This window comes from Pseudomonas cremoricolorata DSM 17059 = NBRC 16634, assembly GCF_000425745.1.
GTDB lineage: Bacteria > Pseudomonadota > Gammaproteobacteria > Pseudomonadales > Pseudomonadaceae > Aquipseudomonas > Aquipseudomonas cremoricolorata.
Window position 1 is genome coordinate 194,953 of the sequence record NZ_AUEA01000008.1, and the last position, 26,667, is coordinate 221,619.

Sequence of the window (26,667 nt, forward strand, 5' to 3'; positions counted from 1 at the left end):
AATTGAGCTGTACCGGGGAAGACGAAGGGGGCGGGGGTGGATTTAGCGGCGCAGGCGGCGAACCACGCGGGTTCGCCGCCGTTGGCTCAGGCCAGCGCCGGGGCCGGCAGCACCTTGCCGGCGTGCATGCGCACCAGGTGGTCGGCGAGGTCGAAGTAACGGTCGTCGTGGGAGATGACGATGATGGTCTTGCCCAGGCGTTTGAGGTCGGGCAGCAGCTCGGTGTAGAACACCCGACGGAAGGCCGGGTCCTGGTCGGCGGCCCATTCGTCGAACACCAGCACCGGGCGCTCGTCGAGCCAGGCGTTGACCAATGCCAGGCGCTTGCGCTGGCCGGTCGAGAGGTCAGTGGTGGTAAAGGCGCCATCGACGATGCTCACCTTGTGCGCGATCTCCAGGCGTTCCAGGTACTGCGCGGCGTCGCTGGGCAGGGTGCGGCCTTCGTGCATCAAGTCTTCGAAGAGGAAGTAGTCGGCGAAGATGGTGGTGAAATGCTGGCGGTAGTCGTCCAGGCCCTTGGCGTCGATGGCCACGCCGTTGACGCGGATTTCCCCCTGGCTCGGTGTGTACAGGCCCAGCAGCAGCTTGATCAGGGTGGTCTTGCCCGAACCGTTTTCCCCGGCAATGAACAGTATTTCCCCCGGCGCGATGTCGAGGTTGATCGGCCCCAGGGTGAACGCCTCGCTGCCGGCCACCGCCGGGAAGCTGTACTGCACGTTGCGCAGTTCCAGGCGCTGGAACGGTGCGCGCGGGGTGTCGTCGGCGCTGAGCAGCAGGTGTGGTTCGGGCGAAGAGAACCGCTCGCCCAGATCAGCGATGCGGCGGAAGGCGATTTGCGCGCGGTTGATGATCGGCAGGTTGCCGATCAGGCTTTCCAGCGGACCCTTCATGTACAGCAGCACCAGCACGAAGCCGCTGATCACCGCCGGGTCGTTGGCCGGCCACAGCGATTGCAGGGTCAGCGCCAGGCCGATGACCACGAAGAACAGCATCGAGCCGAGGCTCTTGGCGATCACGTAGATGTTGATCGAGCGCACGTGGGTGTCGCGGATGTGGTCGGCGGTGCCCTGGATATTGCGGGTGAGCATGCTGTGCCGGCGCGGGCGGTGGATGCGCAGTTCCTTGGCGCCCTCGGCCACGGCCTGGTAGTGCTTCTGCAGTTCGTCTTCGGCTTCCCGCGCCGCATTGAAACCGCGCATGCCCTTGCGCTGGGCGATGTACTGCACCATCGAGCCAATGCCGATGGCTACCAGGGTCATGGCGAAGATCGGCAGCGAGAGGCTCGCCAGATACCCCAGGCAACCGAGCACCACGGTCAGCGAAATCGCCAGCGGCGCGAAGGAAAAGGCAAAGTCGCTGATGGTGTCGACGTCGTGGGTCAGCACCGGAATCAGCCGGTGGGTGCGGTAGCGTTCGATCTGATCGATCGGCGCCGACAGCACCTTGGCGCCGAGGTCTTTGCGCAGGCGGGCGATGACGTGCTGGCCGACATAGTTGCTGCCGATGTCGGCGAAGATGCTGGTCAGCAGCGCCAGCACGCACAGGCCGACGAAGGCCAGCACGACCCCTGTGCCCAGGCCATTGGCGTTGTGCAGGCCCTGGTTGACCGTCGCCAGCAGGGCAGTGACCGCCAGGCCGCCGATGATGCCCAGCACGATGGAGGAAATCACCAGCAGGCGATACGGCCTGAGCAGGCTCAGGAGTTCGCGGGTGGCGCTGCGCGATGCTGCGGTCATGGGGTACCTCGTTCGCAACGAAAAGTCGGCGCGAAGGCAGCCGACGTGTGTTGGGAGACGAGCGTCGGCACAGGGGATTTAGGCGCTGACAGCCTTACAGCTCGCGGGCCACGCGAAAGCCCAGCCAGTCGCCACGGCGCTCGGTGTGGCGGTAGTTACGGTTGCCCGAGCGCGAGAAGATCGGCGCCTCGGTCCAGTCGTTGCCGCGGATCATGCGCACCACGCAGTCGCCGGTGGTCCAGGCGCTGCCATCGCTCGGCGCGCCGACGTAGTCGTCGTTCTGGCAGTCGGCGGTCCACTCGTAGACGTTGCCGTGGGCGTCGTAGATGCCGAAGGCATTGGGCGCATAGCTGCCGGCCGGGGCGATGTAGCTGAAGCCGTCTTCCGGGCCATAAGTGTTGGCGTGCTTGGCGATGCTGTAGGGCTTGCCTTCATCGCGGGGGAAGGGCTGCGCGCCGGTGCTGCCGCCACGCGCGGCGTATTCGCGCTCGGCCTCGCTGAGCAGGCGGTAGGGCTTGCCGGTCTTCTTCGCCAGCCAGGCAGCGTACGCCTCGGCTTCGGCGTAGTTCATGCACACCGCCGGGTAGCGCTTGGCGTCGCGGCTTTTGTATTCCTGGGTTTCGCTGTAGCGCGGCACCCCGGCGATGCATTCGCGGCCGGGGCGATCATCGCCGCTAGGCATTTTGTAGCCGGTGTCTTTCAGGTAGGCCTGCCACTCGCCGTTGAGCACCTGGAAGCGACTGACCGCGAAGGGCTTGGCGAAGGTCACCGTGTGCAAAGGCCCCTCATCGTCCTCACGGCCCTGTTCGTCTTCCGGCGTGCCCATGGTGAAACTACCGGCGGGCAACACCACCATCTCCGGGCAGCCAGGCTTGCAGTCGGTGAACACCTCGCCCGGCTGCGGCTGCGCGGCCATCGACCAGGAAGAAAAAGCGCACATCAAAAGGCCAAGGGCCGCGCCGGAGAGGGGGCTGCTGAGGGTCGGGTTCATGAACGACTCGGGTCCGAAGGTGAAAGACGCGCGCTGGCCAAGAAGAAATGGCTGCGCGGGTTGTCACCGGAGGACGAGGGTCATCGTCGGAAATTTACCGCTTGGGTTGGGGCCGCTTTGCGGCCCATCGCGGTTTAGCCGCGAAGCTTTTGGGGCGTTAAACCGATCGACCCAAGCCAACCCGCAGCCCAAAGCCCGATCACAACCCCAACTCCGACAACCCTGGATGATCATCCGGCCGCCGTCCCAGCGGCCAACGGAACTTGCGCTCGGCCTCGGTGATGGGCATGTCGTTGATGCAGGCAAAGCGCCGCTGCATCAGGCCATCCTCGCCGAACTCCCAGTTCTCGTTGCCATAGGAACGGAACCAGTTGCCCGAATCGTCATGCCACTCATAGGCATAGCGCACCGCAATACGGTTGTCGGCGAAGGTCCACAGCTCCTTGATCAGCCGGTACTCCAGTTCTTTCTTCCACTTGCGGGTCAGAAATTCCTTGGCCTCCTGGCGATTGCTGACGAACTCCACGCGGTTACGCCATTGCGTGTCGAGGGTGTAGGCCAGCGAGACTTTCTCTGGGTCACGGCTGTTCCAGCCATCCTCGGCGAGGCGGACTTTCTGCGTGGCGGACTCACGGGTGAACGGCGGCAGGGGCGGGCGGGTGGATGCGGTGGACATGGTCGACTCCAGGGCAGTGGGGGTGCACGGCATCGACGATAGCAAAGCGTACGGCGTACTGGGCAGTCGGGCTGGCTTGGGAATGCCTGACGCACTGTCGGCGCTGTATGTCGCAAAACGTTTCAGCGGCCACATGCACATGAACCAATGCGCACACCGGGCGATCTTCCCTTAAGCGCACCCCGCGCTCGCCAGGTGGACCGGAGCTTTTCACCCGCTGTCAGTCCCGGACCCGCTGAACCCCAGGTAAGGAGCCACCGTGACCACTACGACCCACCCCGACTACCGCTGCCGACCCGGCCCGCTGCATTCGATTCTGCTCGGCGGCAGCGTGCCGCTGTTTCTTGGCGCGCTGCTGAGCGACATCGCCTACTCCAACAGCTTCCAGATCCAGTGGGCCAACTTCGCCGCCTGGCTGATCGCAGGTGGCCTGTTGTTCGCAGGCCTGGCGCTGCTGTTCGCCCTGGCCAACCTGATTCGCGCCGAGCACAAGGGCGGCCGCCCGCTGGTGTACTTCGCCCTGCTGCTGATTACCTGGGTGATCGGCCTGGTCAACGCCTTCGAACACGCCAAGGACGCCTACGCAGTGATGCCCGCCGGCTTGTGGCTGTCGGTGCTGGTCAGCGTGCTGATCGTCATCACCGCCTGGCTGGGCCTGAGCAATCTGCGTAACGGAGGTGTGCGATGAGAATTCCCTACGCCCTGACCAGCCTGAGCCTGGCCTTGCTCCTGAGCGCCTGCGGCGGCGAAGCCGACAGTGAACTGGCCCGCGGCCCCGACCCGAAACTGCCATCGCCTGAGCGCGGCCTGCTGCCGAGCATGAAGATCGCCGAGCCCGCCGAGTGGGGCGAAACCAAACCCACCGTGCCCGACGGCTTCAGCGTCACCGCCATCGCCACCGACCTGAAGATTCCACGCCAGACCCTGGTGCTGCCCAACGGCGACATCCTCGTCGCCGAAGGCCGCGGCGGCAACGCCGCCAAGCTCAAGCCCAAGGACGTGATCGCCAGCTACATCAAGGCCCAGGGCAACACCAAGGTGAAAGGTGGCAACCGCCTGACCCTGCTGCGCGACGCCGACGGCGACGGCAAGTACGAAACCCAGACCGTCTTCGCCGACAACCTCAACGCCCCCTACGGCCTGGCCTTCCACGACGGCAAACTGTACGTCGCCAACCAGGACGCGGTAGTGCGCTTCGATTACCAGGACGGCCAGACCCAGGCCAGCGCCGCGCCGACCAAACTGGTCGACCTGCCGTCTGCGATCAACCACCACTGGACCAAAGCCATGACCATCAGCCCCGATGGTCGCTACCTCTATGTGGGCATCGGCTCGAACAGCAACATCGGCGAACGCGGCATGGAAGTGGAAACCGACCGCGCCATGATCTGGCAGATCGACGCCGAAACCGGCATGCACAAACCCTTCGCCACCGGCGTGCGCAACCCCACCGCGCTGACCATCCAGCCCGAAACCGGCCAACTCTGGGCGGTGGCCAACGAACGCGATGAGCTGGGCCCGGACCTGGTGCCGGATTACCTGACCTCGATTCAGGAAGGCAAATTCTACGGCTGGCCCTACGCCTACTGGGGCCAGAACGCCGACAAGCGCGTGCAGCCGTTCAAGCCCGAGATGGTCGATATCGCGGTGAAACCGGACTACAGCCTCGGCTCCCACGTCGCAGCGCTGGGCGTCGATTTCTCCATCCCGGAAATGGGTGAACAGTTCGCCAATGGCGCCTTCGTCGGCGAACACGGCAGTTGGAACCGCGACAACCCGGTGGGTTACAAGGTGATCTTCGTGCCGTTCGCCAGTGGCCAGCCGGCAGGCGAGCCGATGGACTTCGCCACCGGGTTCCGTGGTGAGGATGGCAAGACCCGTGGCCGGCCTGTGGGGGTGACGGTGGATCCGAAGGGGGCGGTGATCATTGCTGATGATTTGGCCAATACCGTGTGGCGAGTGACGCGTAACCGTTGAACACAGCGCCCGCAGGGGCGCCTGTGCTTATTTGTTCTGACACGCCATGGGTGCAAGGCTCATGGCGTGTCTGGCGCAGACTGCGCAGGGCACTGCGACCCAGTGCAGCGAGGTCAGCGGCCCATCACCCCACCGGCAATTCACCGGTGACGATGGCCGTGATGATGAAGATAGCGAACATCGGCAAAGACCATTTGAAGAACTCTTTCTGGTATTGCCCGAAGGTCATTTCGGTGCGGTTCATCAACAGGAACAACCACGCCACCGTGGGGCTTGCATAACGCAGTGCCTGGCCCATGAACGAGGCGATGCCGATTTCCGTGGGCGTGATACCGAACTGATAAGCGATGGGCGCGACCACCGGCAGGATGCCGAAGTAGTACGCATCGACCGGCAGTGCATAACAGGCGATGGCCCCGAGGAAGGCGAACATCAGTGCGGTGTGGCTGCCCATCGATTCTGGAATCATCCCGGCAATGCTGTTGGCGACCGCACCTGCCATGCCGCTGCCATTGAAGATGCCCAGGAAACAGCCTGCCGCCATGATGATCGAGGCGACCGCAATGGCATCGCCGCCGTTGGCGGTGATGCGCTCGCGCTGTTCGGTGGCGCTGTAGTTCACCGCCAGGGCGATGGCGGTGCCGAGCATGAAGACGATGGCGCCGCTGGCCCAGCCTGCCAGCAATACCGTCAGCATGGCCGCGGTCAGCAGGAGATTGAACAGGAACAGTTTGGGTCGCTTCAGCTCGCGGTCGTGCTCGTGGATGACGGTCACCATCTGTTCGATCTGTTCGGGGGTGACGATCACCTGCTTGCCGGGTATGTACCCCAGCCGTGCGCGTTCCTTGCGGCCCATGATCCAGGCCATGAAGAACACGTACACGACCGAGACGCCGAGAATAGGCAGGATCGCGACGAACAGCGTGTTGACCTCCACGTTCAGCACCGCCGCTGCACGCGCCAGCGGGCCGCCCCAGGGCAGGCAGTTACCCAGGCCGCAGGGCAATATGATCAGCATGGCCAGATTCGACAGTTTCAGGCCCATCTGCCGGAACAGCGGCAGGAAGGCGCTGGTGACGATCAGAATGGTGGTGGTGCCATCACCGTCGAGGGTCACCACCATCGAGGTGAACGCAGTCACCAGAATGATCTTCAGCGGGTCGCCGTTGGCCTTGCGGATGAGGAACGTACACAGCGGATCGAACAAGCCGACGTTCATCATCAAACTGAAGTACAGGATGGCGAACAGAATCATGACGGTCGGATTGATCGTGCCCAGCGATACCTTGCCTTCGCTGTTGGTCGTGTAGAACAGACCCTCTCTGACCCAATCGATCAAGGTCGCCACCGGTACGTCGGTGCCCAGGCAGGCCAGGCTGCCGACCACCAACGAGACGACGATCAAACCGGTGAATGGCGAGAGTTTCTGTTTGATGACCAGTACCAGAAACGAAACGATCAACAAGAAGCCGAGTGCAGTAAGCATTCATGAACCCCTAATCTTATTTTTATGGGTGTGCAGCGGGCGAATGTCGGGGAGGCCTGATGGCAGGGCCTCCCCAGGCCATCACGGCTTGTCGAGCAACTCGGTGACCCAGGCCGGGGCCAGTTCGGGGAGCGGTGTTCCCTGTGCCCGGCAGCGGGCGTACTCATCGATGACTGCGCGTCGCCTGGCCTCGTAGGCATCTTTTTTCTCGGAGGCCTCGAGCACTTCCAGCAGACGCGCACGGGGCACCACGGTGACGCCGTCATAGTCGCCGAAGACCAGATCACCCGGCGCGACATCGACGCCGGCGCAATGCACGAGCGCGTTGATCTTGCCCGGGCCCTGCTTTGCTGGGCTGCGCTGGTTGAAGCCCTTGGCGTAGACCGGAATGTCCAGCTCTGCCAGAGGCAGCTTGTCACGCACGCAACCATCGATCACCAGTCCGCTGAGGCCGATTGCCTGGGCGGCACCGGCCATCAGGTCGCCCAGGTAGGCGCGCCCGCGATAGCCCTTGCCCGCGATCACCAGGACGTAACCTGGCTGGCTTTGATAGATCGCCACATGAATAGGGAAGTTGTCGCCCTCTTCGGTGTCGACGGTGCATGCCGTACCGAGCATGATCTTGCTTTCGTCCAGCGGCATCAGATCGTGGTCCATGCAGCCGTTGCGGGGGATGCCAAGGCCTTGCATGCCATCGCACAACTGCGCCGGGCTGAGTTTGCGCACACGCTGCAGGATGTCTTCGGGAATTAGTTCGGGCAGCGAGAAGTAGAGTTCGGTGTTCATGGTGCAGCTCCTCAAGGCTGGGTGGACAGTTGCGCGATGGCTGCGCGGTAATCGAGCTCACTGCCGTGTGGGCCAAGCAGGGTCGCCCAGTCACGTTCGGCCAGTTTCTTGAGTCGCTCGCAGGTGGCGAGGGACATGCTCGCATCGACCCCCAGGGCCTCGAGCGTCGCGACCACATCGTCCATCTCCGTGCCTCGACGCTTGGCGTGGATCAGGGTACGGGCGCTGAAGGTATTGGCCAGCTGCTCGACGCTCTTGCCATCGAGCGAATCGCCCAGCGACGCCACCAGCGTGTCGAGCACACCGAAGCGATTCGCGGCCACGAAAGACTCCAGAAACAGCTGCGCCAAGCCTTTCATGACTACGCTTTTGAGCATCTTGATGGCCGATGCCGCGCCTGGCTCGGCATCGAGCACGGTCAGGCGCATGCCCAAAGGCGTAAAGGCCTTTTCGAACGCCCGTGCAGCGCTGCCGGCCAGCAACATGGGCACCCGGTGGTCGTTGCCTGGCACGGTGCCCATGACAGCGATATCGGCGTAGTCGACACCCGCGCTTCTGGGCAACTGCTCGATCGCCTGCTTGACGGTGGGAGCTGCCGAGTTCATGTCAAGGTAATGCTGACCTTCCTTGAGCAGCGGCAGAATCGTGCGCGCCAGCTCCAAGGCACTGCTGGCGCTGGTCAGGCAGACGATGAACTGCGCGGTGGCGCAGGCCTGTTCCAGGGTCTGGAACAGCGTCACCTGTGCCTGGGCGGCACGCTGAACGATCAGTGGTCCGGCTTTCTGATCGTCCTTGAACGCATCGTAGGCGCCGAGCTGAATGTCGTGCTCTGCCCTCAGGCCACTGGCGATATGAAATGCCGCCTCGCCAAAACCGATAAACACAAGCTCCATCGACTGCTACCTCTTTTTTTACTGTTATTTGCTCGAGGTAACAGCAATGCCTGTGCCAGCTGCGCTTGGGACGTTGCCGGGCGGTTGCTCGTTTATTTTTTCTCATTACTTTCAATGGGTTGTCAGGAAAGCTGGAAAGTGCGCGTTTCGCTTTGAGGCAATCACCGATAATCTCTGGATTTCACATTCATTCATTCTTTTCAGTGATCATGAAATGCAGAAAGATGATCTGAAATCATCTCGTACCCCGACCTCTGGCGCTGCGACCCAGTCGCGGATTGCGGTCATTGCTCCGTCGCGCACGATGAAACGGGTCATGGACGATCTTCTGCTCGAGCGGCAGTTATCGTTCCCGGTGATCGAAGCGGCGCAGGCCGATGCGATCAGGGTCGCCGGGCAATTGCTCGATGACGGCGCCGCGGTACTGATCAGCCGTGGCAAGACGGCCCACATGCTTCGCGAGCACTTTCGGGTGCCCATCGTCGAACTCAGGCATACGTTCTTCGACTGCATGAACAACTACGCCACGGCTATGCAGCGCTCGCCCCAGGTGGCCTTTCTGGCAACGTCCCAGGGTTACGCAAGGATTCTGGAGAAGTCGCGGCCGTTCATGACGGGTGCGTCCATCTGCCTGATCGATCCGCTGGGCAGTGCGAGCAGCACGGCAGCCAAGCTCGATGAACTGCAGCGTCAGGGTATCGAAGTGGCCATCGGCGGCTTGTCGCTGGAGGCAGCGGTCAAGGCGCGCTCCATGCACTACATCATGTCCGACACCGACCGTGATGCCGCAGGCGAGGCTGTTGACGAAGCGATCCACCTGTTGCAGGTGGAGGACGAACGCCGTGTGCAGGGGCAAGAGTTGCAGCGCCGCTATGAGCTGATCCAGTCGATACTCGACTGCGTGTCGGAAGGCATTTTCAGCGTCGACTCCGGCGGCACCATCACCCGCATCAACCACGTGGCCAGCCGCTACCTGAGCACCATCGCTTGCGGGGATTCGGTGGGTGGTTTGCCCTTCGCCCGCTACCTCGAGCAGGCGCTGCGCCACGGCAAATCGGTGCGTGGCGCATTGCTCGACGTGGGCCGGTTGTCGCTGACCTTGAGTGTCGCCCCGATCCGGCTCGAGCAACAGATCATCGGCGCCGTGGCCACCCTGCAGCGGCAGACGGAAATCAAGGCCATCGAGCAGAAGATGCGTCGCGTCCTGGCTGGCCAGCACCTGGCCGACAAGGGCTTTGCCGACATCATCGGCAGCAGCCCGGCCTTGCACAAGGCCAAGACGTTGGCCCGCACCTATGCCGGTGTCGACAGCACCTTGATGATCGAAGGTGAAACCGGCACCGGCAAAGAGCTGTTCGCACAGAGCATTCATAACGCCTCGGCGCGCAGAAACGGGCCCTTCGTGGCGATCAACTGCGCCGCCTTCGCGCCAGGGGTGCTGGAGAGCGAACTGTTCGGTTACGTCAAGGGCGCCTTCACCGGCGCCTCCAGCGATGGCCGGGCAGGGGTCTTCGAACTGGCCCACACCGGCACGCTGTTTCTCGACGAAATCAGCGAAACCTCCGCCGATATCCAGCTCAAGCTGTTGCGTACCCTGCAAGAGCGCAAGGTGGTTCGCATGGGCGACGACAAGGTCATCCCCATCGACATCCGCATCATCACAGCCAGCAACAGACCGCTGTCGACCCTGGTGGCGCAGGGGCTGCTGCGAGAGGATTTCTACTACCGCATCTGCGTGCTCAGGCTCAGGTTGCCGCCCCTGCGCGAGCGCCGCGAAGACATCGACGAGTTGACCATGCACCTGCTGCAAGGCGCATCCACTGCATTGCGCGCCGCAGTGCAAGGCTTGCTGCCCCGGCTGCGCGCGCATCACTGGCCAGGCAATGTTCGCCAACTGGGCAATATCGTGGAGCGCTTGCAGGTGGTGAGTCAGTGCGGTCCACTCAGCGGCCCCTGGCTGGACGACGTGCTGGATGACCTCACCCCGCTGCCATCCGGCACTGCCCAGCCCAGCCCGGTATTGGCCGAGCGGGACATCCTTCAGGCTGCCCTGAGCGCTGCGACAGGAAACCGCCAGGCTGCGGCAAAGCACCTCGGGATCAGCACCACGACCCTGTGGCGCAGAATGAAGAAGTACCTCGATCAAGACCCGCACTGCTTCGATTCGGTGCGCTACCTTCGGGAATGACGTGACGACTTCGGCGCGGTTGCAGGGCATGCAAGACGACCTTCACGACCGCCAGCCAAGTGATAATGGTTCGTAGTAATATCCGCCCAACGCCTCCAGCCAGTTTCCGCCATGCATCCCCAATTCGCTGCCCCACGCGTGCTGGTGGTCGATGACCACCGCAAGATTCGCGACCCGCTGGCCGCCTACCTGCGCCGACATAACTTCGATGTGCGCAGTGTGGGCGACGCCGCCGGCATGCAGTCGCTGCTCAAGCAGCACACCTTCGACGTCGTGGTGCTGGATGTCATGCTTCCCGACGGTGATGGCTTCGAGCTGTGCCAGCAGTTGCACAGGCGTTGCAACCTGCCGGTCATTCTGCTGACTGCCCGGGATACCGCAGCCGATCGCATTCGCGGCCTGGATCTGGGCGCCGACGACTACCTGACCAAACCGTTCGAGCCGCGCGAGTTGGTATCGCGGCTGAACAGCGTGCTGCGCCGCTACCGATCCCCACGGCCTCTGCCGGCTACCGGTAGCGAGGTGGTCAAACCCTCACGCTATCGTTTCGCCGGTTGGCAGTTCTGCGTCAGCACCGCCACCCTCAGCCGCGATGATCAGGCGCCGGTTCAACTGAGTAGCGCCGAAAGCCGCCTGTTGCAGGTATTGCTTCAGTTCCCCCAGCAGATCCTCAGCCGCCAGCGGCTGGTCGACCTGACCGCTGCGCACGACAGTGAAATCAGCGAACGTGCGATCGATCGCCAGGTGTGCCGTCTGCGTCGCAAGTTGGCGGACGGCGCGGAGTCACCGACGCTGTTGCGCACACTGTGGGGTCGCGGCTACTCGCTCACTGCAGATGTCAGCCATGACTAGGCTTTCGCGTGTGTGGCCCGTGGGCCTGGTGTCGCAGTTGAGCGTGCTGTTTTGCCTGGCCTTGCTGGCATCGAATCTGATCGGCATGGCCTTGCTGCATCGCCATGGCACCTTGCTGCATCCGCTCTCGCGCGATGCCAGCCTTGGGCAACTTGTGGCGGCGTATCACGTCGCCCACGCGCTTGCCCCGGCCCAGGCGGCGCAGCTGCTGTCGGTGATGGGCGATGGCCAGGCGCGCTTCTGGCTCGACGAAAAAGCCGATGTCGAGCCCTTCGCCGCGCGCCGCGAGGAGCAACGCCTGGCACACGACCTGCGCGCCAGGCTGCCGCTGCCAACGCAAGCGTCACTGAACGTTCAACTGGAGCGGGCCAACGGTGCGGACGCCCGCACGCATCTGCTCAGCGCCTCGGGTTGGGCGCCCTTGCGCTTGCGCAGCAGCCTCGCGCTGGGCAATGGGCAGTACCTCAACGCCGTCCAGCACCCCAGCGGCGCCTACCCGTGGCGCACCTTGCTGGCCTACAGCCTGCCCGTCACCACTTTGCCGGTACTGCTGGTGCTGATCGTCTGCATCAACCGCGTCATTCGCCCGGTGAAGTCGCTGGCAGCGGCCACCGAGCGGGTCAGCCGCGGTGAATGGATCGCCCCCTTGCCGTTGCGCGGGGCGGGCGAGGCGCGCGACCTGACCCGCGCCTTCAATACCATGCAGGCCAGCCTGGCGCGCCATGTGGAAGGGCGCATGCGCCTGTTGGCGGCCATCAGCCACGACCTCAACACACCGCTGACCGAATTGCGTCTGCAGGTGGAGTTGCTGGAGGAAGGACCAGCGCGCGATGACATGCTGGAGAGTCTCGGGGAGCTGTCGGCGATGGTCCGGGAAACCCTGACCTACGTACGCGAAGACGCCGTGCAGGAGGCCACGTGCACAGTCAATCTCAACGATGTGCTGGGCGAACTGACGCGCCGTTACCAACTGCTCGGGCAACCGGTCACTTGGCCAGACTCTGTGGATATCCGTTTGCGCTGCCGGCCGCTGGCCCTGAAACGGGCACTGACCAACCTGATCGACAACGCACTGAAACATGGCACGTCGGCGCAGGTGGCGGTGCGAGAGCAGGGCGACAGCGTGGTGCTGGAGATTCTCGACCAGGGCCCAGGCTTGCCCGAGGCCTGGCTTGAGAAAGTCTTCGAGCCGTTCGTGCGGCTGGGCCCGAGCGACCACGGGCTGGGCCTGGGGCTGGCGATTGCGCGGTCCTGCATTCACGCCCATGGTGGCGAGCTGGTGTTGCAGAACCGCCAGCCTTCAGGGTTGTGTGCAGTGATTCACTTGCCCCGCGGCGACTGACCGCTGGGCAGCGGCCAGACCCTCCGAGAGCCGATCAGAAGTTGTAGGTAGCGCCCATCCACAGCGTACGACCGTAGTTCACCGTGCCGTAGGTTTCGTCGTCCAGGCGCTTGTCGGTGAGGTTGTTCAGCGAGGCGTTCAAGGTCAGCGCGTCGGTCACATCGAACGAGCCGCCGAGGTCTGCCGTGGTGTAGCCCGGCGCGCTTTCTGCGCTGATGGTGTTGCCATATTCCTCGCCGTAGTAGCTCACCGCCGCCCACGCCTGGGCACGCTCGGTCACCTGCCATTCACCGCGCAGGTTGGCCTTCTGCTTCGGCGTCAGGGCCAGGGGCGCGCCGGCATTGGCACCGCTTTTTTGCTCTGAATCGGTGTAGGTGTAGTTGGCCTTGAGCAACACGTCGTGGGTGATATCCCACTTCCCGGTCAGCTCCACGCCACGGATCACCGCCTTGTCGACGTTGACCCGGTCCATGACGATATAGCCGTTCCACAGCCGGTCGGTGGTCACCGTCGAGAGCTTGTCCTGGAAGTCGTTGTAGAACAACGTCGCGCCGGCGTTCAGATCGTCACGGTTCGACCACAGCGCCGAGACTTCATAGTTGGTGCTGGTTTCCGGCTTCAAGTCGGGATTGCCCAGCATCACGAAGCGGTTGCGCCGCAGGTAGGCATAGCCTTCCACCACCGCGCGCAATTCCGGCGCCTTGAAGCCTCGGGCGACGCCGCCCTTGAAGGTCCACTGGTCGGTCGCACGCCAGACCCCATAGACCCGCGGGCTGAGGTGGTTGCCGTACTGTTCGTGGTTGTCCAGCCGCAGGCCGGTGGTCAGCGCGAAGTCATCCGTGACAGACCATTCGTTCTCAGCAAACAGCGCCTTCTGCACCACCTTGAACTCATAGTTCACCCGGTCGCCCAGGCCCTGGTTCCAGTCGGTCACCTGGCTCTCCTGCCACTGCGTACCCACCGTGGTGATGTTGTGCTCGGTGGGCATCACCAGCTTGGCGTCGAACACCCGGTTACGGATTTCCGGCTTGCGGCCATAGATATCGGTTTGCGCAGGCGTCGCCTTGCCTTCACGGCTGGTGGTCTCCTGGTACAGCGCCACATCGGACGTCGCCCACCCCCAGCGCCCCTGATGCGACAACGACCAGTGGTCACGGTTGTTTTCCTGCTCGCGCGTCGACCAGTTGTCGCTCAGGCCATCGCCGTTCTTCAGCCGCGTGGCACCCACTTCGAGCAGAATGTCGTGGTCGATGGTCGGCGTGAATGACAAGCGCGTGGTCAAGTCCTTGTGGTCCGCCTTGCTGTGGCCGTTGGTGATTTGCACGTCGTCATCGGCCTGACGATTCAACGCACGCCCCCACACCTGCAACCCCAGCAGATCCTCTTTCAACGGCCCGCCCAGGTAGAAGGTGGTCTGCCCGGCATTGCCCTCGTCACTGTGCTGGCGCAGCGAGTAGTCATAACCAATCGAGCCACCCCACTCTGGCGCCACCTTGCGCGTGATGATGTTGATCACCCCACCGATGGCATCCGAGCCATACAGCGACGACATCGGCCCCCGCACCACCTCGATCCGCTCGATGGCTGCCGCCGGCGGCACGAAGCTCTGCTCATAACCCGCATTGCCATTGACCCGCGATTCGCGCGCACTCTGACGCTTGCCATCGACCAGAATCAGCGTGTAATCACCCGGCATGCCCCGGATGGAAATATCACTCTCGTTGGCGCCGCCATTGACCGTCACCCCCTCCACATCCCGAACCGCATCGCCCAAGTCGCGATACGACTTGCGCCGCAAGTCCTCGCCCTCGATCACACTGATCGACGCCGGAGCATTCTCCACCGCCTGCTCGAACCCCGAAGCCGTCACCACGACCTCTTCAAGGCTCAACGGAACAGGTTGCACAGGGGCGGATTCAGCGTGCACCGATCCGGCCAGCAAGGCGGTGAAGGTAGTGGAATAGCGCAAAAGGTGACGTGTTGCGGACATGCGGGTGATCTCGTGGGGTTGTTGGGAATGGGAATCCTAATCAGGTGTGGGGGGTGGGGTTGGGACAAGGTGTGACAAGGGGGGAGGGATTGGCGGAGCGGTTGTTTGGCCTAGGGCAGGCGTCGAGGCTGGCTGACGATGCAGCCAATCGCGGAGGGTTTCTTCAAAACGCAGCGTTCCTGAGTTGGCGTAACGAGACGGACGGCATAGCGTCGCAGTCAGTTAGAGTTGGAACACCCATCGACCTCGCAGCATAGCCTTGAGCTCATCAATACTGAGGGTGCTGTCTCGCTTGCGATGGACCATCGCATGGCAATTAGCGCACAAGGTCACCAGATCAGTCGCAGGGTTGACCGGCTTCTCCCCACCGAACTTGGAAATCGGCACTACGTGGTGTACGTGGATAAAGCCTTTGGCATGCTCGCCGTATGCCTGTTCGAAATCAAACCCACATGCTTTGCAGTCGAGGCCGTGAATTTCGATGGCTTTTAGTCTGAGGTCCTTCCGGCGCTCGTAGCGGGTGCCGAAATAGGTGGTTTGGCTGCCTTCATTGGCTGAGACGAAGTCGATGGGGTCTTCTTGGTCAAGCTGTATAAGCTCGTTGGGCTGTACTGGCCGGAACTGCGCTTGACTTAGGATTGCGTCGTAATCGGTTTGAGATATGAGCCGTACACTAATGCGCCAGTAATTACTGGCTAGGTTTGAGGGAACAGTCTCTAAGTATTCGCCTTCGATCTTGGTAGGCACTGGTTCTGCGAATGGCGCGAAGTTCTCGATGTGCGCGAAAAAGGAGCCCTTTGGATCATGGGGGTCAGGGCGAACCTCACCAATTCGAGCAGTACCAAAGTAGTGAGGCGCGCGACTGAGGCGACTGGCAGCGAATTTTTTGTCTTTCATCCGTCCTTTGTAGTAGATGGCCTCGGCGCCTTCCGGCAAGTGTTTCAGATAGCGCTTAGGGAAATGGTAAACAAGACCTGTCTGGTCTTCCCACTGCGATGAGTCCATTTCAACGATGACAACAGGCATTTCATTTCCCCTAGGCTGAGGGCAAAAGCCTAGCAAAAATGAGGAAATTTCCTACAGGGGATTTGCGTGATGTTTCGAGGCCGTGAGCTGCAACTCACGAGCGTTGGCCAGCCGTGTTCAAAACTCAGATTTATCGTCTTTCCTGTAGTCCATTTCCCAAAGATACTTCCACAGCCCCAAAGCCGTTGCGCATGCCGAATGACGGTCCTAGTCTCGCTCGGTCGTTGCCACTCAACGACCGGTTTTGACAGACCGAACCACCGGCTGCGTAGCGCCCTTTATGGCGACTGTACGCGGGGCACCTCGTGTGCGCCGAATCCCGGTGTTCGGTCTGTCAACCCGCGTACAGTTGCCACCTATTTGTTTGACAGCAGATCCGTGGCGACCCCACCCACCGGGAGAGGCACATGCTGAAGATCGTTCCAGATCCACCACGCTGCAAAAATTCCCCCCAACCCCTCGAAGACAACTTGGTGCAGGCCTCCGAGTATCTCGTCTGCGCGCTGACCGTTGCCCAGCAGGCTGCGCAGCAGATGACGAACCCAAGCGATCAGGTACTGACGCTCACCGTGATGCATGAAGTTGAGGCTGCCCACCGTCTTGTTGAGTTGGCGTTAGGGCAGGTGCAGTTAGAGAGGCGAATGTCGGGGGAGGGGTGTCATGAGTGAGCTGCCAAAAGCGCGGCGTTCTTGCTTCGTGACGCCGGGAATTGCGAAATGTGCAGAAGGGGAGAGTTCACCCGACCTGTTCCAGGTGGCGCAGGGGTTACCGCTGGAGTACGCGCTTGAGCAGGCGTCAGTGATGATGGGGTGTGTGCATCGGCTGACGTTTGTTGGGGTGATGGAGAAGGACGAGACCTTGGTTTGGGCGGCCCATTTACTGTCCGGGCTGGGGCGGGCGTTGGTGGAAGATGTCAGGGTGGCGCTGGACGAAATTACCGTTAATTGACTGACCAGGGTTAGGCCTCCGGGCTGGTGTTGTCGGTAGTGTCGACCCACTTGATCACTCTGAGACTCACGTGCGGCGCCGACGGCTGGGCAGGCGCACGTGACACATTTTTTATAGTGACTGATGTGCTCTACCCGAGTGACCCGATCAACGTACCGTTTGCTTCATTGCCCGTGACGGGAAGGTGAACGACATGCAGCGCAGTGAAGCAATGGCTTCAGATTCAATTATGAAGGCCTCCGAGTACATGCGTCTCGGGTGCGGCAATGCACGAGCGGCACGGAGTGTTCTGCTCGGCGAACGTTTCGCGCCGGTTTCGGCCATTGCGGCGAAGCGGGTCGGCACCAGGATTCTTATAGACTTCCATGTGCCATGCCCACCGCTGGTGCTCGATACGGTTACGGTGATTGATCCTGGCCATCATGGCTTTCGCTATGACGATTCGACCCACAGCGCCAGGGTCACCGCCGTCAGGCTGACCGGACCTGCGCAGGTCGAGCTGACACTAGATGCCGTGCTAACTGGAACTGATGGGTTCGTGGGGATCGCAGATGTTGGCGAGGCTGGGCAATGGGGCGGGCCGGCGACGGGCATGCGCACCAATCTGCGCGACAGCTGCCCGGACCTGGACAGCCAGCCCATGCCGGTCCGCCTGGGCCTGTCACCAGCGGATTGGTGTTCGGGCTGATGGCTAGGAGGGGGCAGAGCGCGTTCCGGTATTCAACTACTACCGGAACACGGGTAAGCGCGGGCCAGCCTCAATTTGGTGTGGTTTCCGTCGCGGCATCCTTGCTTGCTACAGGGGCAGCGACATGCACCTTGCTGTCAGACAATGCCACGCAGCGATTCGCGTAGCTGTCGATCTGTTTCAAAGTGATGTTTCGGTCGCTGGCAGGACAGATCAACAACGTATCGCCGAAGCGGAACTGACGAAACGCCCTGACGCCGTACAAACCATTCTCCCCCTGGTAACTCTCCAATTGCCATGGAGCGCCACTGAAGATTTCTTTCGGATAGTCCTTTTCGTTCAATACATAGCTCAGCTCGGTATTGTCCCTGATCTTGATCAGATTGGCGGCGGAATACACCCACAGGTCCAGGAGGGCCGGCAACAGCATGGCATTGACGAAGATGCACCCGAGCAACACCTTTGCGGCCCGGGCAGTGCGCGGCATCGCATCGCCGTTTGCGAGATAGAACACAAGAACTGGCGCAAGGTACAGGCACATCATCAACAAGCAAAGACCAATTGCCCCAAGTGACTCTACGCCGGTTTCTGCACCTCGCCACGTCATGATCGCGAGCTGGGCGGGCATCACTCCCGTCATCGAGGTGAACGCTAGCAGCATCCCCAGCCAGCCAACGAGAAATGTGTAGTGGAGTTTGCGATGCCAGGGTTTGCGAGGGCCAGGCGGCAGCTCCAGCACCTGGCTGTGCAGGGTCTCGTCACGGCGAAGCAAAACCACCAAGGCGCCAATAGCAGCCGCTACAGCAATGAAGAACAAGTAGCCTGGGGCTATAACGTAATCAAAGAACGCTCCCAGCAAGTTAAGCGACAGCAGCAGGTAGCCCCCAACTACGATAAGGCCAAAGCGCGAGGCGAGTCTCTTTTCCAGTTCTCGGTCGACAGCACATATCGACATACTGAACATAAAGACCACAGACGGCACCGACACGATGAGCAGCAGCGATGCGAATACCAGCAAGCTGAAGAACAACCAAGCAACCAGGTTTGAAGGATTCCCCAACGAACTCAGGATCAACTCGGGATGATGGATCACCCACAAATATTTGGTGAGCAATGAGATTGAGATAAGCGTTGAAACGACCGGCAGCCACCATTTGACATCGGCAAGGAGTTTGAACAGCGCTTGTCGGGGGCTGCTGGAGGCGGAGGGGTCTGACGATGAAGCGGGCGGGGTGGGTGAGGGTGGAGATCCGGCTGTCATGAGCGTGTGTTTCCTTCCTTGAGTACGATTTTCAGGGCCGCCGCTGAGGTGAGCGACTCGCCGAGACTATGACTTGGGAAAAACCACCGCAATCGTTTGCACGGTCTACGACTATCTTTGGGAAATGGACTACAGCCGATCATACAATCCAGAGGAATTGGCTGTTCGTCTAACGCCATTAGCCATTCCCACCGCTCAGCCACATTGCTAGAGTCGCGAACCCAATACAGGAAGTAGGGAGTACGCACATGGCAACGATGTGGATGATTCGAGGTGACGGCGGCCGTCGCTATGACGATTTCAGAGATCGAAACCTCGCCGCCATCGGTTGGCTGCAACTCGCCCCCAAGGCCAAGCCAGGCGTATCGTGCAAGACCCTGATCCAGCTCTATAAAGAACTCCAGCCTGGCGTTAAAGACGGCACCGCCATCTCCGGCGCATCGCAAGTCTTTCGCTTCGTCAACGAAATCACCGTCGGCGACACCGTAGTCACCTATTCCCCCGCTAACCGCACCTACCTGGTCGGCCGCTTCACCGGCCCCTGCGAGTACCGCACAGACCTCGCCGACGACGGCATGTCGCTCACACGGTCTGTCGAGTGGTACAGCAACGAAGTCGACCGCGACAGCCTCACAAGCAGCAGCCGAAACAGCCTCGGCTCAACGCTCACCGTCTTCAACGTCGCCGACGAAGCCCGAAAAGAACTCATCGCCCTCGCCACCGGCAAACACCCTGCCACAGCGCCAAAAGAAGTTATCGAAGAACAAGAAGCCCTCGAAGACCCGCTCAAAGGTGTCCAGGAAATCGCCTTCGAACGCATCAAAGACCAAATCAACGCCCTCGACTGGTCCGAAATGCAAGAACTCGTCGCCGGCATCCTCCGCGCCATGGGCTACAAAACCCTCGTATCCCCCGCAGGCGCCGACCGCGGCAAAGACATCATCGCCTCCCCAGACGGCTTCGGCTTCGAACCCCCGCGCATTGTGGTTGAAGTCAAACACCGCGTTGCACGCATGGGCAGCAACGAAATTCGCAGCTTTCTCGGTGGGCGGCATAAGGATGATCGGGGGTTGTATGTGAGCACGGGGGGTTCACCAAGGAAGCGCTGTACGAAGGTGAGCGGGCGAATGTGCATTTGACGATGTGGACGTTGGATGAGCTGGCGAGGACGTTGATGGCGCATTACCCGGCGACTGATCCGCAGACAAAGCGGTTGGTGCCGTTGAGTTATTTTTATGTGCCGGCGTAGAAGGGTGAAGTGAGTTGCCGGGGGGATCTGAACAGGACATTTTATTATTTAATTTTTATGATTTTTTAACTTTTCACTTTTTCTTTAGGAATACCTTTTGGAATGCTGGTGTGCAATCTGAGCTTACGATGGCTTGGCGAAGGTGCATCCCCCGTGCCCGCAGGGGCTAGCGCTAACTGCTCCAGGACTGCAGTAGGCTGTGGGAACCTCTGTGGTCAAGGGGCTGATTCGTATCGTAGAACGTTTGCTGAAAGCGGTAGGTCTTTGGTGGGAGCAGACATGGGGCTGTTGAGCTTTCCAGGGTCGATTGGTGTGACCAGCTATCTCTACCAAATGGTTATGAAGTCACCTAAGCATCGCTTGGGGTATAAGCAGAGTTGATATCGAATCCCGTACGTTCTATAGAGGCATGGTTTTTTACCTGTGTTTTACACCTTCCTTTATCATTCCTTCACTTTGCATGGATGGCAGCGGCCGCTGCTTCCGCTTCACAGTTCCGATCGAGATAGCTTCAGCTTATGAGCCCCGTAGAAATCGAACAAGCCATCACCGATTTGGCCGGTCAGCCATTTGACCCCCTTGAGTTCCCTTTTGCCTTCCTGCAGGCGTTCGGCAACAAGGCAACCACCCTAAAGCGTCTGCGTTCAGGGGCTACCAACAAGTCTGATTTGGGTGGTGTGCTGCAAACCAGCAATATTCACCTGGCGGTATGCGAAGCTGGCAAGGTCACCGAGACGCTAGCATCCCTCAAGGGCAGCCCGGCTACTGCGCGAGCCAAAGCTAAGTATGTGCTCGCTACCGACGGCGATACGCTGGAAGCCGAGGACCTGGAAAGCGGCGAAACCGTCGCATGCGCCTATCCTGAGTTCCCCGACCAATTTGGCTTCTTCCTTCAGTTGGCGGGTATCTCCACGGTCAAGCAGATCCGTGAAAACTCCTTCGATATCCGCGCCACCAGCCGCCTCAATCGACTTTATGTTGAGTTGCTTAAGGACAACCCTACGTGGGGCTCCTCCGAGCGTCGCCATGAGATGAACCATTTTATGGCGCGGGTGATCTTCTGCTTCTTCGCCGAAGACACCGATATCTTCAACGGCACAGGCCTGTTTACCGCCACTCTCACGCAGATGAGCGACCGGGATGCAGGAAATCTACATGAAGTAATGAGTGAAATTTTTCGGGCTATGAATACCCCGATTGCGCAGCGCGCTTCAGCAAACTTACCCCGCTGGGCAGACGCTTTCCCTTACGTCAATGGCGGCCTATTTTCTGGCGAACCAGACGTACCACGTTTTTCCAAAATTGCCCGTAGCTACCTGCTGCATATTGGGGAGCTTGACTGGAAGCAGATCAATCCAGATATTTTTGGCTCCATGATCCAGGCTGTGGCCGACGACGAAGAGCGCGGTGCTCTGGGCATGCACTACACCAGCGTGCCCAATATCCTCAAGGTTCTTAATCCACTATTTCTGGATGAACTGCGCGGCAAGCTCGAGGAGGCAGGTGACAACCCGCGCACGCTGCTCAACCTGCGTAAGCGTCTGGCGCGCATTCGTGTATTCGATCCGGCGTGCGGTTCGGGTAACTTCCTAGTCATCGCCTATAAGCAACTGCGAGAGATTGAAAATACCATTAATGTGCGTAGAGGTGAGCCGGGACGTAAAAGCGAACTTCCCCTGACCAATTTTCGAGGTGTCGAGCTAAGGGATTTTTCTGCCGAAATTGCCCGCTTGGCTTTGATCATTGCCGAGTATCAATGTGATGTGGTTTACCGAGGGCAGAAAGAAGCACTGCTCGAATTTTTACCGCTCTCCAGTCAGAACTGGATCATCTGCGGAAATGCTCTTCGCCTAGATTGGCTTGAAATATTTCCCTCCGCCGGGGGAGGGACAAAATTACACGTAGATGACCTGTTTGATTCACCCTCGGTGAAAACACTTATAGACTTTGAGAATGAGGGGGGAGAAACATACCTGTGTGGCAATCCTCCATATGCGGGAAAAGGAAAAAAGAAAAACTCTCAGATTGAAGATATGGAGAAAGTCTTCGGCCCCTACAAAGTCAAACACGGATACATTGACTACGTCGGATGCTGGTTCGTTAAGGCTGCTGAGTATGGCCAAAAAACAAATTCATCATTTGCGTTTGTATCTACGAATTCACTGTGTCAAGGGCACCAGGTCGCACTTTTATGGCCAATAATTAGTAAGTTAGATCAGAAGATTTTCTTTGCCCATACCTCATTTAAGTGGGCTAATCTAGCTAAAAATAACGCTGGCGTTACCGTAGCTATTATTGGGGTTGATAGCGGCGCAAGGCAGACAAAAAAGATTTTCTCTCAATCCAATGATGGAGAGGTTCTAGTTAAAGAGGTTTCCAATATTAACTACTATCTGGTTGGTGGGCAGGATGTAGTGGTTCAGAAACGACCTCGCCCTATTACCAGTGTGGGGACAATGGATCTGGGGAACATGCCTTATGATGGCGGAAACTTACTGCTGACCAGAGACGAACTAGCCGCGCTTAACCTGTCAACACAACTTTCCAGAAAACTAACTCGAAGAATATACGGTTCGAAAGAATTTATCAGCAATATTGAAAGGTATTGCCTCTGGATAGAGGACGAAAACCTCGATGCGGCGAAAAGTATTCCTTTAATTAATGAGCGTATTGAAGCCGTAAGAAAGATGCGGCAAGGTAGCACTGATGCTGGCGGTAGAGCGATGGCTGCGCGTGCACACCAACTCAGGGAGATGAGAAAGGCCGAGACTCACACTCTTGTAATGCCAAGAACCTCTTCCGAGAGTCGAGAGTTTTTGCCTGGAGGCATAATTGCATCTGAAAATATTGTCTCAAGTGAGGCGTTCGCAATATTTGATGCTCCCGTATGGCAGCTGTCCTTACTTATTTCTCGCATGCATTTGATTTGGATTGCTACAGTGTGCGGCCAATTAGAAACTCGTTATAGATATTCAAATGTTCTCGGGTGGAATACTTTCCCAATTCCTACCCTGACCGAAAAGAACAAGGCGGACCTGACGCGCTGCGTTGAAGATATCCTTCTCGCACGTGAAAAATACTTCCCAGCAACTATTGCAGATCTATACGATCCAGAACACATGCCAGATGACTTGCGAGCAGCTCACGAGCGCAATGATGAAGTGCTGGAACGCATCTATATTGGTCGGCGCTTCAAGAACGACACCGAGCGTTTGGAGAAGCTATTCGACTTGTACACTGAAATGACGGTCAGCCATAGCCATCGAAAGGTTAAGCAATGAGTGAACTTATCCTTAATCAAAAACGCGAACATGAAGCCCAGGCAGGTTGCGCAGCCATGACTCAAACCGCTCCTTCTGTTTCCGTTTCCTACGCCCAGAACGGGCGATCCACCAAGGCTAACGAGCTGGGTATGCGCCCTATGCAGGAGCGTGCGTATGAGCGTCGTGGCGAACAATACCTCCTTATTAAGTCTCCACCAGCATCCGGAAAAAGCCGGGCTTTGATGTTCATCGCTCTTGACAAACTTGCCCACCAGGGTGTCGAACAGGCGATTATAGTTGTACCGGAAAAGTCCATTGGGTCGAGCTTCCATAACGAATTCCTTAGCAGATTTGGTTTCTGGGCTGACTGGCATGTGGAGCCGCGTTGGAATCTATGTGATGCTCCTGGCACCGACGATGGTGGTAAGGTCAAAGCGGTGGGAGCGTTCCTGGAAAGCAGCGACAAGGTCTTAGTCTGTACCCATGCCACCTTCCGTTTCGCCGTGGACAAGTTTGGTGTGGCAGTTTTCGATGACCGCCTGATTGCCGTCGATGAGTTTCACCACGTGTCTGCCAACCCGGATAACAAGCTAGGCACGCATTTAGGCCAATTCATTGCGCGCGACAAGGTGCACATCGTTGCTATGACTGGTTCTTACTTCCGGGGTGATGCCGAAGCAGTATTGGCACCCATCGATGAAGCTCGATTCGATACCGTGACTTACACCTACTACGAGCAGCTCAATGGGTACGAGCATCTGAAGAGGCTGGATATTGGTTACTACTTCTACTCAGGGGCATACTGCGACGACATTCTGAAGGTACTCGACCCTAGCGAAAAAACAATTATCCACATCCCTAATGTGAATTCCCGAGAGAGTACTAGGGATAAGATCCGTGAGGTTGAACACATCATCGAAGAACTCGGTGAGTGGAAAGGAACCGACTCGGTAACTGGTTTCCAACTTGTGAAGTCCGCCGATGGACGGGTACTGCGGATTGCCGACTTGGTGGATGATGAGCCGGCCAAGCGCGACAAGGTTACTGCAGCTTTGAAAGATCCCAGGCAGAAGAACAACCGCGACCATGTCGATATCATCATTGCACTGGGCATGGCTAAGGAGGGCTTCGACTGGATCTGGTGTGAGCACGCGTTGACAGTAGGCTATCGTTCCAGCTTGACCGAGATCGTGCAGATCATTGGTCGTGCAACCCGTGATGCACCAGGTAAGACGCGGGCACGTTTTACCAACTTGATCGCCGAGCCGGACGCGAGCGAGAAAATGGTGGCCGAGGCCGTCAACGATACGCTCAAAGCGATTGCCGCCAGCCTCTTAATGGAACAAGTTCTGGCCCCGCGCTTCGAGTTCAAACCGAAGACGCCCACCAGTGGGCCACAGGCTGGTTTTGACTACGGGGACGCTGGCTATCAGCCAAACAACTGCAACGTGGGTTTCAATCACGAAACCGGTCATCTTCAGATTGAAATTAATGGCCTGGCTGAACCCAAAAGCCCTGAGGCCAATCGTATTTGCCTGGAAGACCTGAACGAGGTGATTGCTAGCTTTGTACAGGACAAAGCCAACATCGAGCGCGGTTTGTTCGATGAGGAGCTGGTTCCGGAAGAGCTGACCCAGCTGCGGATGGGTAAGATCATCCGCGATAAGTATCCCGAGCTAGATGCGGAAGACCAAGAGGCTGTTCGGCAGCGCGCCATTGCGGCTCTGAATTTGACCCAGCAAGCCAAGCGATTGGTACTTAACGAACATCTGCAAGGTACTTCAACTGGGAGTAGTAGCGTTCCTAGCTCGGCTCTGATTGATGGCGTCCGCAAGTTTGCGATGGATGTGCGCGAGCTTGATATCGACTTAATCGACCATATTAACCCCTTTAGTGAGGCATATGCGATCTTGGCCAAGACCATGAGTGAAGAGAGCCTCAAACAGGTCGCTGCAGTAATTGGTGCTAAGCGAACCCGTCTAACGCCCGAAGAGGCCAAAGATCTCGCCGTCCGGGCCGTAAAGTTCAAAAAAGATCATCAACGAACTCCGTCTCTGACTGCGCACGACCCTTGGGAGCGGAGCATGGCCGAGGGAGCTGCTGCCTTCATGCGTTTCAAGAAAGAGGGTCGTTATGTCTAAAGAGTTAGATCTTGATGAACTAGAAGCGGAGCTTTCCGATTTCGCCGCATCAGACAAGAAAGCCAGCCGTACTCCGCGTGAGGAACGTATCATAGCCGGTTTTGAAGATATTCAGCGGTTCGTGGAACAGCACGGTCGTGCGCCACGAAATAGCGATTACAATGACATATTTGAGCGCCTTTATGCGGTGCGTCTAGATCGCTTACTCGTGCAAGAAGAATGCAGGGAACTGCTAATGCCGCTTGACCATCAAGGGTTGCTGAGTGTCGCCGAGGTACGAGAGCCGGCGGACATATCCTTGATGACGGATGATGAACTGCTGGCAGAGTTGGCCGTCGATGACTGCTCTGATATTCAGAGCCTCCGTTACGTTCGCAGCAATGCCGAGAAACGTGAGGCCGAGGAGATTGCCAATCGCGAGCGATGCGACGACTTCGAGCGTTTCCAGCCGCTGTTTGAGCAGGTACAACGCGAACTGCAGTCGGGCGTTCGAGTCAGTCGTACTTTCATTCGTGATGCGAGCATCGAGGAAGGGCAGTTCTTTATCTTGGGCGGGCAGACGGCTTATGTGGCTGAAGTTGGAGACTCTATTAGAGCCCCCAATGGAGAGAGTGATGCTCGTTTAAGGGTTATCTACTCCAATGGGACCGAAAGCAACCTTTTGCGCCGTTCCCTTCAGCGTGCTTTATACAAGGACGACGCCGGTCGACGTGTCACTGACGCTGATTCTGGCCCACTTTTTGCTGAGTACCTGGAGCCCGAAGACATCGAAAGTGGAACTATTTATGTACTTCGTAGTCATTCAAAACATCCTTTCGTGAGTAAACATCGAGAGTTAATTCACAAGATTGGGGTAACAGGGGGAAAGGTAGAGTCGCGCATCGCGGGCGCCGAGAAAGATGCAACCTATCTGTTAGCTGAAGTAGAAGTGGTTGCAACCTACAAGCTACATAATATTAATCGGGTGCGTTTGGAAAATTTGTTTCATCGGTTATTCGGCTCTGTCCAAATAGATCTAGCCATTCCGGATCGCTTTGGCAACCAGGTAAAGCCTAAAGAATGGTTCCTTGTGCCACTTCATGTGATTGATGAGGCCGTCGAAGGTATTCGAAATGGGTCCATTACTCAAAAGGCTTATAACCCAGAAACGGCACGGCTCGATGTTATAAAGTGA

At 59.0% G+C, this 26,667-nt stretch carries 21 protein-coding genes; 12 read left to right on the forward strand and 9 right to left on the reverse strand.

The annotated features are described in order from the left end of the window. Positions 1-86: 86 nt before the first annotated feature. The 3 genes from H618_RS0110815 to H618_RS0110825 form a co-directional block, all read right to left on the reverse strand. Positions 87-1,736: a cyclic peptide export ABC transporter gene (locus tag H618_RS0110815; RefSeq protein WP_028695083.1), complete on the reverse strand. Its 1,650-nt coding sequence runs from the start codon at positions 1,734-1,736 to the stop codon at positions 87-89. Between the two features lie 94 nt (positions 1,737-1,830). Beyond that, positions 1,831-2,727, reverse strand: coding sequence for a formylglycine-generating enzyme family protein (locus tag H618_RS0110820; RefSeq protein ID WP_028695084.1), 897 nt, complete (start codon positions 2,725-2,727; stop codon positions 1,831-1,833). Positions 2,728-2,926: 199 nt separating this feature from the next. Beyond that, on the reverse strand, positions 2,927-3,403 hold the full coding sequence (locus H618_RS0110825) for a nuclear transport factor 2 family protein (RefSeq protein WP_028695085.1): 477 nt from the start codon (positions 3,401-3,403) through the stop codon (positions 2,927-2,929). A 259-nt stretch (positions 3,404-3,662) separates the two neighbouring features. Here H618_RS0110825 and H618_RS0110835 point away from each other — a divergent pair, with 259 nt between their 5' ends. Together H618_RS0110835 and H618_RS0110840 are read left to right on the forward strand one after the other, a co-directional pair. Continuing rightward, positions 3,663-4,091 carry a DUF2231 domain-containing protein gene (locus H618_RS0110835; RefSeq protein WP_028695086.1) on the forward strand — a complete coding sequence of 143 codons (429 nt, stop codon included), beginning with the start codon at positions 3,663-3,665 and terminating at the stop codon, positions 4,089-4,091. Then, on the forward strand, positions 4,088-5,380 hold the full coding sequence (locus H618_RS0110840) for a PQQ-dependent sugar dehydrogenase (protein ID WP_028695087.1): 1,293 nt from the start codon (positions 4,088-4,090) through the stop codon (positions 5,378-5,380). Before H618_RS0110835 ends, H618_RS0110840 begins: the two co-directional genes overlap by 4 nt. A gap of 124 nt (positions 5,381-5,504) precedes the next feature. Here H618_RS0110840 and H618_RS0110845 read toward each other — a convergent pair whose 3' ends face one another. The 3 genes from H618_RS0110845 to H618_RS0110855 form a co-directional block, all read right to left on the reverse strand. Continuing rightward, positions 5,505-6,866, reverse strand: coding sequence for a CitMHS family transporter (locus tag H618_RS0110845; protein WP_028695088.1), 1,362 nt, complete (start codon positions 6,864-6,866; stop codon positions 5,505-5,507). An 81-nt stretch (positions 6,867-6,947) separates the two neighbouring features. Next, positions 6,948-7,652, reverse strand: coding sequence for an S-adenosylmethionine--2-demethylmenaquinone methyltransferase (locus tag H618_RS0110850; RefSeq protein WP_028695089.1), 705 nt, complete (start codon positions 7,650-7,652; stop codon positions 6,948-6,950). 11 nt (positions 7,653-7,663) lie between these two features. After that, the gene (locus tag H618_RS0110855; protein ID WP_028695090.1) at positions 7,664-8,545 is read right to left on the reverse strand and encodes an NAD(P)-dependent oxidoreductase; all 882 of its coding nucleotides are present in this window, start codon (positions 8,543-8,545) and stop codon (positions 7,664-7,666) included. 316 nt (positions 8,546-8,861) lie between these two features. On the opposite strand from H618_RS0110855, the gene H618_RS0110860 reads away from it, so the two are divergent. The 3 genes from H618_RS0110860 (at position 8,862) to H618_RS0110870 (ending at position 12,927) form a co-directional block, all read left to right on the forward strand. Next, the gene (locus H618_RS0110860) at positions 8,862-10,733 is read left to right on the forward strand and encodes a sigma-54-dependent Fis family transcriptional regulator (RefSeq protein WP_050577289.1); all 1,872 of its coding nucleotides are present in this window, start codon (positions 8,862-8,864) and stop codon (positions 10,731-10,733) included. 111 nt (positions 10,734-10,844) lie between these two features. Continuing rightward, positions 10,845-11,585, forward strand: a complete 741-nt coding sequence (locus H618_RS0110865; protein WP_028695092.1) for a response regulator — start codon at positions 10,845-10,847, stop codon at positions 11,583-11,585. 25 nt (positions 11,586-11,610) lie between these two features. After that, a complete protein-coding gene (locus H618_RS0110870; protein ID WP_033727649.1) occupies positions 11,611-12,927 on the forward strand; it encodes an ATP-binding protein in 1,317 nt (438 codons plus the stop codon). 34 nt (positions 12,928-12,961) lie between these two features. Here H618_RS0110870 and H618_RS0110875 read toward each other — a convergent pair whose 3' ends face one another. Then, a complete protein-coding gene (locus tag H618_RS0110875; protein WP_028695094.1) occupies positions 12,962-14,917 on the reverse strand; it encodes a TonB-dependent receptor domain-containing protein in 1,956 nt (651 codons plus the stop codon). A 222-nt stretch (positions 14,918-15,139) separates the two neighbouring features. Further along, positions 15,140-15,943: an HNH endonuclease gene (locus H618_RS0110880; protein ID WP_028695095.1), complete on the reverse strand. Its 804-nt coding sequence runs from the start codon at positions 15,941-15,943 to the stop codon at positions 15,140-15,142. Between the two features lie 407 nt (positions 15,944-16,350). Here H618_RS0110880 and H618_RS21585 point away from each other — a divergent pair, with 407 nt between their 5' ends. The 3 genes from H618_RS21585 (at position 16,351) to H618_RS0110895 (ending at position 17,579) form a co-directional block, all read left to right on the forward strand. Beyond that, the gene (locus H618_RS21585; RefSeq protein ID WP_033727636.1) at positions 16,351-16,611 is read left to right on the forward strand and encodes a hypothetical protein; all 261 of its coding nucleotides are present in this window, start codon (positions 16,351-16,353) and stop codon (positions 16,609-16,611) included. Further along, positions 16,604-16,891, forward strand: a complete 288-nt coding sequence (locus H618_RS0110890; protein WP_033727637.1) for a DUF3077 domain-containing protein — start codon at positions 16,604-16,606, stop codon at positions 16,889-16,891. Before H618_RS21585 ends, H618_RS0110890 begins: the two co-directional genes overlap by 8 nt. Before the next feature lie 193 nt (positions 16,892-17,084). Beyond that, positions 17,085-17,579, forward strand: a complete 495-nt coding sequence (locus H618_RS0110895) for a hypothetical protein (protein WP_028695097.1) — start codon at positions 17,085-17,087, stop codon at positions 17,577-17,579. A 70-nt stretch (positions 17,580-17,649) separates the two neighbouring features. On the opposite strand, the gene H618_RS0110900 is transcribed toward H618_RS0110895, so the two are convergent. Continuing rightward, on the reverse strand, positions 17,650-18,840 hold the full coding sequence (locus H618_RS0110900) for a hypothetical protein (RefSeq protein WP_154660649.1): 1,191 nt from the start codon (positions 18,838-18,840) through the stop codon (positions 17,650-17,652). Between the two features lie 248 nt (positions 18,841-19,088). Here H618_RS0110900 and H618_RS21590 point away from each other — a divergent pair, with 248 nt between their 5' ends. The 4 genes from H618_RS21590 (at position 19,089) to H618_RS0110920 (ending at position 26,667) form a co-directional block, all read left to right on the forward strand. Beyond that, on the forward strand, positions 19,089-19,979 hold the full coding sequence (locus tag H618_RS21590; protein WP_245586771.1) for a restriction endonuclease: 891 nt from the start codon (positions 19,089-19,091) through the stop codon (positions 19,977-19,979). A gap of 628 nt (positions 19,980-20,607) precedes the next feature. Further along, a complete protein-coding gene (locus tag H618_RS0110910) occupies positions 20,608-23,370 on the forward strand; it encodes a class I SAM-dependent DNA methyltransferase (protein WP_028695099.1) in 2,763 nt (920 codons plus the stop codon). Further along, the gene (locus tag H618_RS0110915) at positions 23,367-25,493 is read left to right on the forward strand and encodes a DEAD/DEAH box helicase (protein WP_425414182.1); all 2,127 of its coding nucleotides are present in this window, start codon (positions 23,367-23,369) and stop codon (positions 25,491-25,493) included. The genes H618_RS0110910 and H618_RS0110915 overlap by 4 nt, the downstream gene beginning before the upstream one ends. After that, positions 25,486-26,667, forward strand: a complete 1,182-nt coding sequence (locus H618_RS0110920; RefSeq protein ID WP_028695101.1) for a GIY-YIG nuclease family protein — start codon at positions 25,486-25,488, stop codon at positions 26,665-26,667. The genes H618_RS0110915 and H618_RS0110920 overlap by 8 nt, the downstream gene beginning before the upstream one ends.